The organism is Pseudoxanthomonas sp. JC1303 (genome assembly GCF_058448525.1).
Window position 1 is genome coordinate 4,178,506 of the sequence record NZ_CP185958.1, and the last position, 14,756, is coordinate 4,193,261.

Consider the following 14,756-nt stretch of genomic DNA (forward strand, 5'->3'; position numbering starts at 1 on the left):
CGTGCATTTAAATCGTTCTAAATTGTGCACGGACCCGCGCCGCTTGCCTACCCGTCCGACCCGGCCAAGGTTTCACGCCGCCCGGGAGGCCTGAACCAGGCTCGCCCCAGGTCTGGCCTGAACGCGGCCAGGTGTGGACCTGCGCGGGTGGCACGGCTCGCCCGTGCCGCAGGCATCACGCCCATCGAGCGCACTTCCCCTGCCCAATCTCCAACCCGATCCTCGCGCGGCACGGTCTCGGCGCGGCGGAAGATCGGCGGGACACAGATGCCTCATGGTCTGGCCCGGAAAAGAACGACGCCCAAGACAGCCCTCTGCGTAGCGCTGCCCCGGCGACCACCAAGCCACCGCCATGTAGACAAGATTCCGCCAAGACCCGCCGCACAAAGCGAAACGGGCCGCGATGCGCGGCCCGTTTCCAAGGTGCTGCGACGTTGGCAGTGCGGGAGTCAGGAGCCCTGCTGCTCCACCGGCACCACGCGAATCTCCACGCGGCGGTTCTGCGCGCGGCCGGCATCGGTGTCGTTGCTGGCGATCGGATAGCGCTCGCCCATGCCGATGATCTCGAAGCGCTGGCGCATCAGCCCCTGCCCAATCAGGTAGTCGGCCACGGTATTGGCGCGCGCCTCCGACAAAGACTGGTTGGCCGCATCGCTGCCGACGCTGTCGGTGTGGCCGCTAACCTCCACAATGGTCTGGTTGTACTGCTTGAGGGTGGAAGCCACGTTGTTGAGCGCCGGGTAGAACTGCGGCTTGAGGTTGGACTTGCCGAAGTCGAAGGTCACCCCATCAGGCAGGTTGAGCTTGATGACGTCGCCATCGCGGCTGACGTCGATGCCCGTCCCCGCCGTCTGCCGGCGTAGTTCGGCCTCCTGCCGATCCTGGTAGACGCCGATGGCGCCACCGGCCAGGCCGCCCACGCCGGCACCCACCAGGGCACGCTGACGGCGTTCGGTGGCGTCATGGCCACTGAGCAGGCCGACCGCAGCGCCGATGCCAGCGCCGATGAGCGCGCCATTGCGGGTGCGGTTGGGATCGTTGGGATCGTTGGTCTGACCGGTATAGGTGGCGCAGCCGGCCAGCACGCTGGCCGAAAGCACGCCGCAGAGCAGCGCGCGCGAAAGGATCTTGTTCTGCATGGTGTCTCGCTCCCCGGGGTGGCCCGGCTTTGTTGCGGTGTCCGCACGCTAGCGGCAAAAGCGACAAAGCAGCATGAACCCCCGTCCCTCCACGTCGGGCCCCATTCAGCCGCGCGAAGACCCTATTAAGGTTCAGCGGGTCGCCGCGTAGGCCGCCAGCGCGCCTTCCCGGCCCGCCGCCAGGCCCACGATCGGCTGGCGCGGATACGTCGGCGCCAGGCGCGCGAGCAGATCCGCAGACTCCCAAGGCGCAAAGCGCGCCTTGACAGGCAATGTCTCCAGCTCCGGCACCCAGCGGGTGATGTAACGCGCCTGCGGGTCGAATTTCTGCGCCTGGGTCACCGGGTTGAACACGCGGAAATACGGCGCGGCGTCGGCGCCGGTCCCGGCCACCCACTGCCAGCCGAGAGTGTTGTTGGCCAGGTCCGCATCCACCAGGGTGTCCCAGAACCAGCGCGCCCCTTCCAACCAGTGCATGCGCAGGTGCTTGGTCAGGTAGCTGGCCACGATCATGCGCACACGGTTGTGCATGACGCCGGTGTGCCAGAGCTCGCGCATGCCCGCATCCACGATCGGCACGCCGGTCATGCCCCGCTGCCAGGCCTTGAGCGTGGCGGGTTCGGCCTTGGCCCAGTCGAAATGCGCAAAGCGCGGGTTGAGGTTGTCCTCGACCGTCTGCGGGAAGTGGTGCAGCAGGTGGTAGGCGAACTCACGCCAGACCAACTGGCGGACGAAGCCGTCGATGTCCTTGTCCAGCCTGGCCGTGCGCACCTGCTCCAGCTTCGCGATCACCCGCCACGGCGCGATCTCGCCGAAGTGCAGATGGGGCGACAGGCGCGAGGTACCGGTGCGGTCCGGCAGGTCGCGCTGCTCCAGGTAGCCCTGCAGGGCGCCGTCGATGAACACCTCCAGCGCCTCGTGCGCCCCGGCTTCGCCGGGTTGCCAGGTGTCCCAGAAGCCGGTGTCCCACCCAAGGCGGGGGGCCAGTCCAAGGGCATCGACGCCATCGCTGTGCAACCTGGAGGACACGCCGGGCAGCGCGCGCGGCGCCTCCAGCAGGCTGCGCTGCGGCAACGAGGCCATCACGCTGCGGTAGTACGGGGTGAACACCTTGTAGGGTCCGCCGCTCTTGGTTTCCACGTCCCAGGGCTCGGCCAGCAACGCCGCGTTGCAGCTGCGCACCTCGAATCCCTGTTCCTTGAGCGCCTTCTTGATCGTCGCATCGCGCGGTTGCGTGGTCGGCTCGTACTTGCGGTTCCAGAACAAGGCCTGCGCACCGCTCTGTGCGATCAGGTCCTGCAGCACCGCACTGCTGTCGCCCTGGCGCACCACCAGCCGCGAGCCACGCGCGTGCAGGTCCTGGCTGAGGGCCTTGAGGGAGCGGTGGCGCCAGGCATTGGAGGCCGCGCCGGGCGCCCAGCCGCCCTCCTCGTGCGGGGCGTGAATGTAGACCGGCACCGGGTCGAACCCGGCCTCGAGCGCGGCATGCAGCGCGGGGTTGTCGGCCAGCCGCAGGTCGCGGCGGAACCAGACCAGGGCAGTGGCCATGGACAAGATCGATCCGGGAAGAAAACGGCGCCATCATGCAGGCGCCGCGTTGCAGCGGCGGTGAAACCGGCCGTGCTACTCGAAGCTGCCCACCGAGTCGTGCGCGAGATTGTCGAAGCGGGTGTATTCGCCGAAGAACTTGAGCTTGATCGACCCGGTCGGGCCGCTACGCTGCTTGCCGATGATGATCTCGGCCAAGCCCTTGTCCGGCGAATTTTCCTTGTTGTAGTAGTCATCGCGGTAGATGAAGACGATGACGTCGGCGTCCTGCTCGATGGCGCCCGATTCGCGCAGGTCGGCCATCACCGGGCGCTTGTCGGTACGCGTTTCCAGCGAGCGGTTGAGCTGGGACAGGGCGATCACCGGCACGTTGAGCTCCTTGGCCAGGCCCTTGAGCGAACGGCTGATCTCGGAGATTTCGGTCGCGCGGTTCTCGCTGTTGCCCGGCACGCTCATCAGCTGCAGGTAGTCGATCACCACCAGCCCCAGGTCGTGCTCGCGCTTGAGGCGGCGGCACTTGGAGCGCAGCACGTCCGGCGACAGTCCGGGCGTGTCGTCGATGAAGATCTTGGTCTCCTTGAGCATGCGGATGGCCGCGGTCACGCGGCTCCAGTCCTCGTCCTCCAACTGGCCGGTGCGCAGGCGCTGGGCGTTGATGCGCCCGTTGGAGGAAATCAGGCGCAGGGCCAGCTGCGCGGCGGACATTTCCATGGAGAAGACCGCCACGGCCTTCTTGGATTTGATCGCGGCGAACTCGGCGATGTTCAGGGCGAAGGTCGTCTTGCCCATAGCCGGACGCGCGGCCAGGATCAGCAGGTCGGTCGGCTGCAGGCCGGCGGTCATCTGGTCGAAGTCGGTGTAGCCGGTCGGCAGGCCGGTCACATTGCCGCCGTTGTTGAAGCGGTCCTGCAGCACCGAGAACGCGTCCTTCAGCGCGTTGGGCATGGCCACGAAGTCGGTGCGCCCGCGCGAACCCGCCTCGGCGATGGCGAAGACCTTCTGCTCGGCATTGGCCAGCAGTTCGGCGCTCTCGCGCCCCTCGGGCTGGAAGCCGTCGTTGACGATCTCGGTGCCCACGTCGATCAGCTGACGCATCACCGCCTTGTCGCGCACGATCTCGGCGTAGGCGGCGATATTGGCCGCCGAGGGCGTGGAGCTGGCCAGTTCGATCAGATAGGCGCCATCGGCGATCAGGTCCGACTGGCTCTGCCCTTCGAACCATTCGCCCAGGGTCACCGCATCGTAGGGCCGGTTGCGCTCGGCCAGCTCGCTGATGGCCCGGTAGATCAGCTGGTGATCGCGCCGGTAGAAATCATTGGGCGTGAGTTTGTCGTTGACCCGGTCATAGGCGTCGGTGACCAGCATCAGGCCGCCGAGAACCGCCTGCTCGGCTTCGATCGAGTGCGGCGGCATGCGCAGCTGCTCGATGCGCGAGTCGCTGGGATCGTTGCGGAATTCGCGATCGCGATTTCGATCGCGGCGGGGAGCAGCCATGGTGGATCCTCGGGCAAAAAACAGGCGCGCGCAGGCGTCACGCCATGGTAGTCAGCCGGCGGCCCGGCCGGTATGGACAAAGCTGTGGATAAGCTCTGGAGAACATGTGCGCTTGTCGTCGCACCGCCTGCGATCACAGGCGCAAACGACAACGGGCGCCTCGCGGCGCCCGTTGCATCAAACCGCAAACCCGGACAATCAGGCTTCGGCTTGGACCACCACCTTGACGGTGACTTCGACGTCGGCGTGCAGCTTGAGCAGCACGTCGTACTCGCCGACGTTGCGCAGCGGGCCGTCGGCCAGCAGCACTTCGCTCTTCTCCAGCGGCTTGCCGGTCTTGGTGAAGGCCTCGGCGATATCGCGCGGGCTCACCGAGCCGAACAGCTTGCCTTCAGTCGAGGCATTGGCGTAGACGGTGACGCTGGCGTCCTCGAACTTGGCGGCGCGGCTGGACGCCTCGTCGTGGATGCTCTTGGCCTTGGCTTCGTAGTCGGCGCGCTTGGCCTCGAACTCGGCCAGGTTGGCGGCAGTGGCCGGCACGGCCTTGCCCTGCGGGACCAGGTAGTTGCGGCCGTAGCCCGGCTTGACGCTGACCTTGTCACCCAGGACACCCAGGTTGGTCACTTTCTGCAGAAGGATCAGATCCATTTCATTGCTCCGTTATTCGTTAGCGGCACACCTGGCGCCGCAACGCTTGCTGTCCGAATAGGACGGGATTAAGACGCCGGGACTGGCGTCCCGGACATCCGGGCTTCCTCGCGCAACCCGCACATGGGAGTGCGGGCGCTTCCGAGGAGACTCGGATCAGACGTCGTGGTTGTCGGTGTACGGGATCAGGGCCAGGAAGCGGGCGCGCTTGACCGCGGTCTGCAGCTGGCGCTGGTAACGCGCCTTGGTGCCGGTCACGCGGCTCGGCACGATCTTGCCGGTCTCGGTCAGGTACTGGCGCAGGGTGTTGAGATCCTTGTAGTCGATCTCCTTGACACCTTCGGCCGTGAACTTGCAGAACTTGCGGCGACGGAAGAACTTGGACATGTCAGGGTTCCTTAGGCGGCTTCGGAGGAGTCGGCGTCGTCGGACTTGCCGGACTCGTTGCTGCTGTCGTTGCTGTCGTCATCACGACGGCGACGCTCGCCACGCTCGGGCTTGTCGTTCTTCTCGTCCTTGCTCTTCATGATGATCGACATCTCGGTGTCGGCCACGTCGCCGTCGCGCTTCATGATCAGGTGACGCAGGATGGCGTCGTTGAAGCGGAAGGTCTCGGTCAGCTCGGCCAGGGTGGCCTGGTCGACTTCGACGTTCATCAGCACGTAGTGGGCCTTGACCAGGTTCTGGATCGGGTAGGCCAACTGGCGGCGGCCCCAGTCTTCCAGGCGCACGATCTTGCCGTTGCCGTTCTCGATGATGCCCTTGTAGCGCTCGACCATGGCCGGCACCTGCTCGCTCTGGTCCGGGTGGACCAGGAACACGATCTCGTAAAAACGCATGTGTTGTTCCCTTTCGGATGAAGGCCGATTCCACCGGAACCGACCGGACAGCCCCCCGCTGGATGCGGTGGAGCAAGAGCCCCGCGAACCGTAGACGGCCGCAGGGAGCAGGAAATTATGTCAGGTCAAGGAGTTGCGTGCAATCGCCCCGCCACCGGCCGTCGCGCGGACCTTGGTCTGCTGGAGCTTTCGCGTCAGCCCTTGCGTAAAGAAAGCGGACCAAGGTCCGCTTCTACGGGGTGAGGAAAGCAGCGGACCGAGGTCCGCTCTACGGAGGCGTGGCGGCCCCGCGCTCCTACCCGGCCTCAGGCCGCGTCGGCCTGGGTCGTGAAGCTCTCGCCGCAGCCGCACTCGGCGGTGGCATTGGGGTTGGCGAACAGGAATTCCTCCCCCAGCCCGCGCTTGCCGAAATCGATGGTGGTGCCATCGACCAGGGCCAGGCTGTCGGCGTCGACGTAAATGCGCACGCCGTCCTGCTCGAACACCGTGTCGCCGGGACGCGCTTCACGCGCCAGCTCGGTTACATGACCCCAGCCCGAGCAGCCGGTGCGGGTCACGCCGAAACGCAGCCCCAGCGCGCCGGGCGTGGTCTGGACGAACCGCTGCACGCGCTGGTGGGCGATAGGGGTAAGCGTGATGGACATGACCGAACCTCCAAGTGACACCGGGTCAGTATAAGGCGCGCACCGAGTACAGCGTCGCGTCTGGCGGCTGAACAGGCGTGCCGCCCGCGCAGCCAACCGGTAGACTTGCGCGCTCCCCTACATCGGGCCGGCAGGGCCAGGAATCAACGATATGACGGTGGTAAGCGTCGAACATGCGCTGGCGGGCAAGCTCCCGGCCGGCGGCGAGGTGACGGTCCGTGGCTGGGTGCGCACGCGGCGCGACTCCAAGGCGGGGCTGTCCTTCGTCAACGTGAGCGACGGCTCGTGCTTCGCCCCGATCCAGGTGGTGGCCCCCAATACCCTGCCCAACTACGAATCCGAGGTGAAGCACCTGACCGCCGGCTGCTCGGTGATCGCCACCGGCACCCTGGTGGCCTCGCAGGGCCAGGGCCAGAGTTTCGAGATCCAGGCCGAATCGGTCGAAGTGGTCGGCTGGGTCGAAGACCCGGAGACCTACCCGATCCAGCCCAAGGCGCATTCGCTGGAGTTCCTGCGCGAGGTCGCGCACCTGCGCCCGCGTACCAACCTGTTCGGCGCGGTCACCCGCATCCGCAACTGCCTGTCGCAGGCGGTGCACCGGTTCTTCCACCAGAACGGATTCAACTGGATCTCCACCCCGATCATCACCACCTCCGATGCGGAGGGCGCCGGGCAGATGTTCCGCGTCTCCACCCTGGACATGGTCAACCTGCCGCGCGACGCCAAGGGCGAGGTCGATTTCAGCCGCGACTTCTTCGGCAAGGAGACCTTCCTGACCGTGTCCGGCCAGCTCAATGTCGAGGCCTACTGCCTGGCGCTGAGCAAGGTCTACACCTTCGGCCCGACCTTCCGCGCGGAGAACTCCAACACCACCCGGCATCTGGCCGAGTTCTGGATGATCGAGCCGGAGATCGCCTTTGCCGACCTGGCCGAGGACGCGCGCCTGGCCGAGGAGTTCCTCAAGTACCTGTTCAAGGCGGTGCTCGACGAGCGCGCCGACGACCTGGCCTTCATCGCCGAGCGCGTGGACAAGACCGCGATCACCAAGCTGGAAGCGTTCATCAACGCACCGTTCGAGCGCATCGACTACACCGATGCGATCGGCCTGCTGCAGAAATCCGGCAAGAAGTTCGACTTCCCGGTCGAATGGGGCCTGGACCTGCAGACCGAGCACGAGCGCTGGCTGACCGAGGAGCACGTCGGCCGCCCGGTGGTGGTGACCAACTACCCCGAGCACATCAAGGCCTTCTACATGCGCCTGAACGAAGACGGCAAGACCGTCGCGGCGATGGACGTGCTCGCCCCGGGCATCGGCGAGATCATCGGCGGCAGCCAGCGCGAAGAGCGCCTGGACGTGTTGGATGCGCGCATGGCGCAGTTCGGCCTGGATGCCTCGCACTACGGCTGGTATCGCGACTTCCGCCGCTACGGCTCGGTGCCGCATGCCGGCTTCGGCCTGGGCTTCGAGCGCCTGGTGGTCTACGTCTGCGGGCTGAGCAACATCCGCGATGCCATCCCCTACCCGCGCGCGCCGGGCAACGCTGAGTACTGAGCATGCATCCTGAGCTGGTCACGCAGTGGATCATCATCGTCCTGGGCGTGGGTGCCTTTGCCGCGGGGGTGATCGGCATCGTGCGCAGCCTGCGCCTGCAGAAGCTGCTGGTGCACAAGCAGGAGCAGGGCCTGGACGCGCAGGCGACCAAGCATGATCCCCAGGTCCGAGCCGCGCTGCGCGGTTTGCGGGTTCCCCTGATCCTGGCCGCGACCCTGGCGGTGGGCTCGGCGGCGGCGCCCTCGTTGGTGCGGATGGCACTGGGATGATCCTGTTCTTCGCCCTGCTGTTCGTGGCCACCGCCATCGCCGGGTTCTGCGCGTTCGTGATTTTCTGGCCGCTGACCCTGGTGCACGTGCGCGACCGCCATCCGGACATCGGCGCGCGCCTGGGACCGGGAGCTTTCATGAAGCCCGCGGCCCTGGCCTGGCTGATCCGGGGCGACTATCGCCAGGCACGCGATGCGTCCCTCAGCGGCCTGGCCACGCCGGCACGGATTTCCGCGGGCGTGATCATTTTCGGCCTGGGCATGGCAGGAGCGCTGTGGCTGGCCTACGAGGTCTTCAAATGAGCGATTCCCCCCATACCCAATGGTGGCTGGCCAGCCTGGGCCGCACCCTGATCTGGGCCCGTCTGCGGGTCAAGGACGCCGGCACCGCCGAGGTCCTGGACAGCGATGGCAACACCCTGGCCTACGACAGCGAGGACAGTGCCCGCGCGGCGCTGTTCGATGCGGAGTTCGTCTCCTACGACGGCCTGGACGAGGAAGATGCGCTGCGGCGCGGCTTTTCCCTGCACGAGGTCGTGCCCCCCTTCGCCGAGGACGAGGCCGCCCTGCGCCCGCTGATGGTGCAGTCGCTGGGCGGCCGCGCCTGAGCACAGCCATGTACGTGCCACGGGCCTTCGCCGAAGGCGACCTGACGCGGCTGGACGCCCTGGTCGCACGCGATCCGTTCATTACCCTGGTCACCACCGACGCCGAAGGCAGCCCGCAGGTCAGTCACCTGCCGGTGCTCTACCGGCGCTCGGGTGAGGCGATCCTGCTCGAAGGCCACTGGGCACGTCCCAACCCGCAGGCCGCCCACACCGGCCCGGCGCTGGCCATCGTCCACGGCCCGCACGCCTACGTTTCGCCTTCGGTCTATCCGGACAAGGAAGCGGCCGGCCGCGTGCCGACCTGGAATTACGCGGTCGCCCATCTGCACGGCGCGCTGGAGCGCTTCGATGGTGCCGCTTCGCTGGGGCCGCTGGTCCAGCGCCTGAGCGAGCACTTCGAAAGTCTGGTCGGACGCGACTGGCGCTTCGATCCCGAACGCGAGGATCACGCGCGCCAGCTGCGCGGGATCGTGGGGTTTCGCCTGCAGGTCACCCGGCCCGTGCTGAAGTTCAAGCTCAGCCAGAACCACCCGCTCGCCAACCAGCAGGCGGTGGTCGATGACCTGTCTGCACGTGCGGACCCCGAGGCGCACGCGCTTGCAACGCTGATGCGCGGCTTGATTGACGAAGCGGACTGACAGACCCGCCCCAATCGCCGCCATGGCGGCGATTGGGGCTTCGTCGGTAACGCCTCATCGCCGCCATGCCGGCTCCCACCCGACCGAACTCGACGCCGTCACCTGCGCGGCGGCACAGTACGACCCAGCGATCCAAATACGAGGTATTGCGATGGACTTGAATCTTTCCGGCAAGCACGCCCTGGTGTGCGGCGCCTCCGATGGCATCGGCAAGGCTGCCGCGATCGAGCTTGCGCTGTTGGGCTGCAGCGTCACCGTGCTCGCCCGACGCGAAGCCGCCCTGCAGCAGGTCGTGGCCGAACTGCCGGTCCAGGCTGAAGGACAGGCCCACGGCTATCTGGTCGGCGACGATGGCAAGACCGAAGCGCTGTCGGCCGACATTGCCGCCCTGGCCGCCCGCCAGCCGGTGCACATCCTGGTCAACAACGGCGGCGGCCCGCCGGGCGGCAAGGCCATCGACGCCGACCTGGACGCCTACCTCACCGCCTTCCGCCACCACACCCTGGCCAACCACGCCCGCGTGCAGGCCGTGCTGCCGGGCATGCGCGCGGCCGGCTGGGGCCGCGTGGTCAACGTGGTGTCCACCTCGGTCTACGAGCCCATTCCCAACCTGGGCGTGTCCAACACCGTTCGCGCCTCGGTGGCCGGCTGGGCCAAAACCCTCTCGCGCGAACTCGGCCCCGACGGCATCACCGTCAACAACGTGTTGCCCGGCTTCACCCGCACCGCGCGCATGGACCACATCGTGTCCGACCGCGTGGCCGCCAGCGGCCAGAGCGCCGAACAGGTTATCGAGGGCATCGCCGCCGGCGTGCCGGTGCGCCGCATCGGCGAGGCGGCCGACGTTGCCGCGGCCATCGCCTTCCTCGCCAGCCCGGCGGCGGGCTACATCACCGGCGTCAGCCTGGCGGTCGACGGCGGGCGCTTGCAGTCGATCTGATGTCTTGCTGAAGGCGGATCGTCATCCGCCACGGACGCGGCCCGTGCTGCAATCGCGCCCATGCCTGAAGGTCCCGAAATCCGACGCGCCGCCGATCGCCTGTTCAAGGCCGTCGGCGGCCAGCCGCTGGAAAGCGCCTGGTTCCATGCGCCATCGCTCAAGCCGCGCCAGCGCGAGTTGGTCGGCGCGCGCATCACCGCCATCGACACCCATGGCAAGGCCATGCTCACCCGCTTCGACAACGGGCTGACGCTCTACAGCCACAACCAGCTCTACGGGGTGTGGATGATCGCGCAGGCCGGCGAGCGGCCCGAGACCAACCGCAGCCTGCGCGTGGCGCTGGAGACCGAGAAGACCGCGATCCTGCTGTATTCGGCCTCGGACGTGGCCCTGTGGCAGGACGCGGAACTGGCATCCCACCCGTTTCTGTCCAAGCTGGGGCCGGACGTGCTGGACAAGCGCCTGACCGCCGCGCAGGTCGCCCGGCGCCTGCAGGAACCCCGGTTTGCGCGCATGTCGCTGGCCGCATTGCTGCTGGACCAGGCGTTCCTGGCCGGGATGGGCAACTACCTGCGCTCGGAAGTGTTGTTCGAAGCCGGCATCGCCCCGACCCGCGATGCGGCCAGCCTGAGCCAGGACGAACGCAAGCTGCTGGCAAGCGCGCTGCTGGAGGTCCCCCGCCGCAGCTACCGGAGCCGCGGCATCCGCAAGGCGGCGGGCATGCGTGCCGAATACATCACCGATACGCCCGATGGTTTTGCCTTCAAGGTGTTCGACCGCGCCGGCGAGCCGTGCCCGGAGTGCGGCAGGCGCATCCGCCGCCGCGAACTGGCCGGCCGGCGGCTGTACGACTGCGCACACTGCCAGCACTAGCGCGCATGGGCGCGGCGCTGCCTGGAAGCTTCATCACCGCCGTGGCGGTGCAGCGAAGCGCCCGATCCATCAAGCAGCAGACCTCCACGCCGCCTGATCGAAAGCTTCTGCGATAATCCGTGCCATGAGCAACCTCAACGACCTGCTGCGCAACAACCTCGACTGGGCCGACAAGGTCCGCCAGGACGATCCGGGCTTCTTCGAACGCCTGTCCAAGCAACAATCGCCACGCTATCTGTGGATCGGCTGCTCCGACTCGCGCGTGCCCGCCAACCAGATCCTGGGATTGGACCCGGGCGAGGTGTTCGTGCACCGCAACATCGCCAACGTGGTCGTGCACAGCGATCTCAACTGCCTGTCGGCGGTGCAGTTCTCGGTGGATGTCCTCAAGGTCGAGCACATCCTCATCGTCGGCCACTATGGCTGCGGCGGCGTGCATGCCAGCATGACCGGCATGCGCCTGGGGCTGGTGGACAACTGGCTGCGGCATGTGGGCGATGTGGCGGGCAAGCACGCCGCGCGGCTGGAACGGGTGGAAACCGAGGCCCTGCGCCATGCGCGCCTGTGCGAGCTCAACGTGATCGAACAGGTCGCCAACCTGTGCCACACCACGATCCTGCAGGACGCCTGGGCGCGCGGCCAGCAGGTGGCCGTGCACGGTTGGTGCTATGCCCTGTCCGATGGCCGCGTGCGCGAACTGGGCATGGATGTGGCCGGCCCAGAGGATCTCCGGCCCGCCTACGAGCGCGCCTTGGCGCAGATGCCGGTCACCGGCGAGCGCGACGCGTAGTCGCTGCCGTCGCACGTCGACCGGAGAGTCCCGCCATGCTGCCCGCCCCGCTCAATCTGCAGGCCTGGATCGAGGAACACCGCCACCTGCTCAGGCCGCCGGTGGGCAACAAGGTGATCTACGCCGGTGACTTCATCGTGATGGTGGTCGGCGGGCCCAACCGCCGCACCGATTACCACTACGACGAAGGGCCGGAGTGGTTCTACCAGCTCGAAGGGCAGATGGTCCTGCGGATCCAGGAGGATGGCGCCGCACGCGACATCCCGATCAACGCCGGCGAAATCTTCCTGCTGCCCCCGCGCGTGCCGCATTCGCCGCAGCGCATGGAAGGCTCGGTCGGGCTGGTGGTCGAACGTCGCCGCCTGCCGCACGAGCAGGACGGCCTGCTGTGGTTCTGCGAACGCTGCAACCACAAGCTGTACGAGGAGTACTTCCCGCTGCGGAACATCGAGACCGACTTCCCGCCGGTATTCGACCGCTTCTACGCCTCGCCGGTGCACCGGACCTGCCAGGCCTGCGGGCATCTCCATCCAGCCCCGGATCGCTACGTGATGCCCGACACCTGAGCATCGTCGTCCGTGCTGCGCACCCTGCTCCGCTTCAAGCCGCGTGACGTCCCGGTCCGGGTCGCGCTGCGCAACTCCTTCGCGGTGTTCGCTCCGCTCGCCCTGGCCATGTGGCTGGGGCAGCCGGCCATCGGCCTGGGCGTGGCCATCGGCGCGCTGCAGACCATGTTCGCCGACCAGCCCGGTGCCTACCGATTGCGCATGCGGCGGATGCTGCTCAGCGCCGCGATCGCCGGGCTTGCCGCCGGCCTGGGCATCCTGATCGGCGGACACACCGCGGTGCTGGTCCCGGCCGTGTTCGCATTTGGATTCGGGGGCGGACTGGTGGTCGCACTGGGTCCGCTGGCCGCGCGCAACGGACTGGCCAGCATGATCCTGCTGATGATCTGCGCCAGCATGGGACTGGCGCCGGCACAGGCGCCGGGCGTGGCCATGCTGGTGTTCGCCGGCGGCCTGCTGCAGATGGTGATGGCGGTGGCCGCCTGGCCGCTGCAGCGCTACCGGCCCGAACGCTTCGCCGTGGCCACCATCCTCGAGCAGCTGGCGATCACCGCGCGCACCCGGCCCGATGCCAGCCAGCCCTCGCCGACCCTGCAGGCCGCGCAGGACACCCTGGTGCTGCTGCACGGACAGCACCACACCCGCGGCGTGGCCCTGCAGTCGTTCCGGATCATGGCCGAGATCTGCGAACGCGTGCGGGTGGACCTGCTGGCCCTGGCCGATGTGCATGCGCGCCTGGAGAGCGGCGCGGCCCGCGAGGCGATCGAAAGCCTGCTCAAGCAGTCCGCCCTGGTCCTGGATCACCTGTCCGCCGCCATGCGCGAGGCCGCCGCGCCGCTGCGTGCCGAAGCCGAGGTCGCCAAGTTGAAGGACTTCACCCCGCCGCTGGAGGCGGCGCGGCAGACCGCGCAGGGAACACGGGACCCGCGCCTGTTGCGCCTGGCCGCCGGCCGTGCCGCGGGACTGGCCGGCCAGTTGCGCGCCCTGGTGCGCAACAGCTACTGGGCCAGCAGCCAGGGCCAGATCAACGCCCAGCGGGCCGAGGCGCGCCTGCCACCGGCCCTGCGCCCCAACTCGCCGTGGATCACGCTGCGCGCCAACCTCACCCTGTCGTCGGTGGCCTTCCGCCACGCCCTGCGCTGTGGCACCAGCCTGGTCGTGGCGCTGCTGCTGGAACGCGCCCTGCAGCTGCCGCACGGGGTGTGGATCCCCATGACCACGGCCATCGTGCTCAAGCCGGACTTCGGTGGCACGCTGAGCTTCGGCGCGGCGCGCGTGACCGGCACCCTGGCCGGACTGCTGATCGGCACTGCGCTGATCCATTTCGCGATGGACGGCACCCTCGTGCGGCTGCTGCTGTTGTGGGCACTGTGCTTTGGCTTCCGGCTGACCGCGCAGGTCAACTATGGACTGGGCGTGGCATTGCTGACCGGCATGGTCGTGATGCTGCTCTCCTTCGAAGGCTACGTGCCCGGCGATGCGCTCAGCGCACGCGTGGTCGCCACCCTGATCGGCAGCGCGCTGGCGATGGTCAGCTATGCGCTGTGGCCAACCTGGGAGGGCCGGCGCGGCCGCGCCGCGCTCGCCACGTTGCTGGAAGCCGACCAGCGCCACCTGACCGCGCTGCTGGCCGGGCGCGTGGACGTCCTGGACGACACCCGCGGCGCCGCACGCGCGGCGCGCACCAACGTGCAGGCGTCCATCGACCGGCTCAAGGCCGAACCGCGCCGCGGCGGCAACCGCGACGAGGCCCAGCTGGCCGAGTCCCTCCTGGCCAATGCCACGCGCCTGATGCGCGCCCCGCTCACCCTCGAAGCCCAACTGCGCGAAGGCGTGCCGCTGCCGGCCCTGCCCGAGCTCCAGGCCTATGCCGACGCGGTCGACCAGGCGCTCGGCGCCCAGAGCCGCTACCTGCGCCTGACCGGGAAATTCTCGGAAATCCCCGCCCTGCGGCCGTTCGAGCGGCGCCTGGCCCATGCGCTGCCGCAAGACCATGACGCAACGCCGGCGCTACTCGACGCCGCCGACCGCATCGCCGACAGCCTCGATACCCTGACCCACCTGCTCCGTCGCAGCGGTACGCACGTCCCAAACCGGATCGCCGACACGGCCGCTCACGCGGGACCTGGCTAGACTTTCCGGCGCTTGAAGCATCCATGGCACGGTTCGTGCGTGATGCCTCGCTCCGTCGCGCGCGACGATGTTCCAG

At 68.0% G+C, this 14,756-nt stretch carries 17 protein-coding genes; 10 read left to right on the forward strand and 7 right to left on the reverse strand.

Annotated elements, in window-relative coordinates; genetic code table 11:
• Positions 1-449: 449 nt before the first annotated feature.
• The 7 genes from ACORQU_RS18580 to ACORQU_RS18610 form a co-directional block, all read right to left on the reverse strand.
• Positions 450-1,139: a YiaD family glycine zipper/OmpA-like lipoprotein gene (locus tag ACORQU_RS18580; RefSeq protein WP_271645652.1), complete on the reverse strand. Its 690-nt coding sequence runs from the start codon at positions 1,137-1,139 to the stop codon at positions 450-452.
• Between the two features lie 132 nt (positions 1,140-1,271).
• A complete protein-coding gene (locus ACORQU_RS18585; RefSeq protein ID WP_491642497.1) occupies positions 1,272-2,687 on the reverse strand; it encodes a cryptochrome/photolyase family protein in 1,416 nt (471 codons plus the stop codon).
• Between the two features lie 75 nt (positions 2,688-2,762).
• Entirely contained in the window at positions 2,763-4,181 is a 1,419-nt protein-coding gene (locus ACORQU_RS18590) for a replicative DNA helicase (RefSeq protein WP_491642498.1), read from the reverse strand.
• A gap of 198 nt (positions 4,182-4,379) precedes the next feature.
• Positions 4,380-4,829, reverse strand: coding sequence for a 50S ribosomal protein L9 (gene rplI, locus ACORQU_RS18595; RefSeq protein WP_271645649.1), 450 nt, complete (start codon positions 4,827-4,829; stop codon positions 4,380-4,382).
• A 156-nt stretch (positions 4,830-4,985) separates the two neighbouring features.
• The gene (gene rpsR / locus ACORQU_RS18600; RefSeq protein ID WP_093137332.1) at positions 4,986-5,216 is read right to left on the reverse strand and encodes a 30S ribosomal protein S18; all 231 of its coding nucleotides are present in this window, start codon (positions 5,214-5,216) and stop codon (positions 4,986-4,988) included.
• 11 nt (positions 5,217-5,227) lie between these two features.
• Complete coding sequence (rpsF, locus tag ACORQU_RS18605) at positions 5,228-5,668, reverse strand: 30S ribosomal protein S6 (RefSeq protein WP_271645648.1); 441 nt, start codon at positions 5,666-5,668, stop codon at positions 5,228-5,230.
• A 305-nt stretch (positions 5,669-5,973) separates the two neighbouring features.
• A complete protein-coding gene (locus ACORQU_RS18610) occupies positions 5,974-6,312 on the reverse strand; it encodes a HesB/IscA family protein (protein ID WP_271645647.1) in 339 nt (112 codons plus the stop codon).
• 151 nt (positions 6,313-6,463) lie between these two features.
• Here ACORQU_RS18610 and asnS point away from each other — a divergent pair, with 151 nt between their 5' ends.
• From asnS to ACORQU_RS18660, 10 genes are all read left to right on the forward strand, one after another.
• Positions 6,464-7,864, forward strand: coding sequence for an asparagine--tRNA ligase (gene asnS / locus ACORQU_RS18615; RefSeq protein ID WP_491642500.1), 1,401 nt, complete (start codon positions 6,464-6,466; stop codon positions 7,862-7,864).
• A 2-nt stretch (positions 7,865-7,866) separates the two neighbouring features.
• Positions 7,867-8,133: a hypothetical protein gene (locus tag ACORQU_RS18620; protein ID WP_271645645.1), complete on the forward strand. Its 267-nt coding sequence runs from the start codon at positions 7,867-7,869 to the stop codon at positions 8,131-8,133.
• A complete protein-coding gene (locus ACORQU_RS18625; protein WP_271645644.1) occupies positions 8,130-8,435 on the forward strand; it encodes a hypothetical protein in 306 nt (101 codons plus the stop codon). The genes ACORQU_RS18620 and ACORQU_RS18625 overlap by 4 nt, the downstream gene beginning before the upstream one ends.
• Complete coding sequence (locus tag ACORQU_RS18630; RefSeq protein WP_491642501.1) at positions 8,432-8,740, forward strand: hypothetical protein; 309 nt, start codon at positions 8,432-8,434, stop codon at positions 8,738-8,740. The genes ACORQU_RS18625 and ACORQU_RS18630 overlap by 4 nt, the downstream gene beginning before the upstream one ends.
• A gap of 8 nt (positions 8,741-8,748) precedes the next feature.
• Positions 8,749-9,378, forward strand: coding sequence for an FMN-binding negative transcriptional regulator (locus ACORQU_RS18635; protein ID WP_491642502.1), 630 nt, complete (start codon positions 8,749-8,751; stop codon positions 9,376-9,378).
• A gap of 151 nt (positions 9,379-9,529) precedes the next feature.
• Positions 9,530-10,318: an SDR family oxidoreductase gene (locus ACORQU_RS18640; RefSeq protein WP_491642504.1), complete on the forward strand. Its 789-nt coding sequence runs from the start codon at positions 9,530-9,532 to the stop codon at positions 10,316-10,318.
• A 60-nt stretch (positions 10,319-10,378) separates the two neighbouring features.
• On the forward strand, positions 10,379-11,191 hold the full coding sequence (gene nei / locus ACORQU_RS18645) for an endonuclease VIII (RefSeq protein WP_491642506.1): 813 nt from the start codon (positions 10,379-10,381) through the stop codon (positions 11,189-11,191).
• Between the two features lie 124 nt (positions 11,192-11,315).
• Positions 11,316-11,981 (forward strand): carbonate dehydratase, encoded by a 666-nt coding sequence (can, locus tag ACORQU_RS18650; RefSeq protein ID WP_491642507.1) that lies wholly within the window; start codon positions 11,316-11,318, stop codon positions 11,979-11,981.
• 35 nt (positions 11,982-12,016) lie between these two features.
• Positions 12,017-12,547, forward strand: coding sequence for a 3-hydroxyanthranilate 3,4-dioxygenase (locus tag ACORQU_RS18655; RefSeq protein ID WP_491642508.1), 531 nt, complete (start codon positions 12,017-12,019; stop codon positions 12,545-12,547).
• A gap of 12 nt (positions 12,548-12,559) precedes the next feature.
• Positions 12,560-14,680 (forward strand): FUSC family protein, encoded by a 2,121-nt coding sequence (locus ACORQU_RS18660; RefSeq protein WP_491642509.1) that lies wholly within the window; start codon positions 12,560-12,562, stop codon positions 14,678-14,680.
• The last annotated feature ends 76 nt before the right edge of the window (positions 14,681-14,756 follow it).

Bases quoted from the DNA above. Each gene is read 5' to 3' on its own strand.
- ACORQU_RS18580 (WP_271645652.1), bottom strand. From the start codon at position 1,139: ATGCAGAACAAGATCCTTTCGCGCGCGCTGCTCTGCGGCGTGCTTTCG.
- ACORQU_RS18585 (WP_491642497.1), bottom strand. From the start codon at position 2,687: ATGGCCACTGCCCTGGTCTGGTTCCGCCGCGACCTGCGGCTGGCCGAC.
- ACORQU_RS18590 (WP_491642498.1), bottom strand. From the start codon at position 4,181: ATGGCTGCTCCCCGCCGCGATCGAAATCGCGATCGCGAATTCCGCAAC.
- rplI (WP_271645649.1), bottom strand. From the start codon at position 4,829: ATGGATCTGATCCTTCTGCAGAAAGTGACCAACCTGGGTGTCCTGGGT.
- rpsR (WP_093137332.1), bottom strand. From the start codon at position 5,216: ATGTCCAAGTTCTTCCGTCGCCGCAAGTTCTGCAAGTTCACGGCCGAA.
- rpsF (WP_271645648.1), bottom strand. From the start codon at position 5,668: ATGCGTTTTTACGAGATCGTGTTCCTGGTCCACCCGGACCAGAGCGAG.
- ACORQU_RS18610 (WP_271645647.1), bottom strand. From the start codon at position 6,312: ATGTCCATCACGCTTACCCCTATCGCCCACCAGCGCGTGCAGCGGTTC.
- asnS (WP_491642500.1), top strand. From the start codon at position 6,464: ATGACGGTGGTAAGCGTCGAACATGCGCTGGCGGGCAAGCTCCCGGCC.
- ACORQU_RS18620 (WP_271645645.1), top strand. From the start codon at position 7,867: ATGCATCCTGAGCTGGTCACGCAGTGGATCATCATCGTCCTGGGCGTG.
- ACORQU_RS18625 (WP_271645644.1), top strand. From the start codon at position 8,130: ATGATCCTGTTCTTCGCCCTGCTGTTCGTGGCCACCGCCATCGCCGGG.
- ACORQU_RS18630 (WP_491642501.1), top strand. From the start codon at position 8,432: ATGAGCGATTCCCCCCATACCCAATGGTGGCTGGCCAGCCTGGGCCGC.
- ACORQU_RS18635 (WP_491642502.1), top strand. From the start codon at position 8,749: ATGTACGTGCCACGGGCCTTCGCCGAAGGCGACCTGACGCGGCTGGAC.
- ACORQU_RS18640 (WP_491642504.1), top strand. From the start codon at position 9,530: ATGGACTTGAATCTTTCCGGCAAGCACGCCCTGGTGTGCGGCGCCTCC.
- nei (WP_491642506.1), top strand. From the start codon at position 10,379: ATGCCTGAAGGTCCCGAAATCCGACGCGCCGCCGATCGCCTGTTCAAG.
- can (WP_491642507.1), top strand. From the start codon at position 11,316: ATGAGCAACCTCAACGACCTGCTGCGCAACAACCTCGACTGGGCCGAC.
- ACORQU_RS18655 (WP_491642508.1), top strand. From the start codon at position 12,017: ATGCTGCCCGCCCCGCTCAATCTGCAGGCCTGGATCGAGGAACACCGC.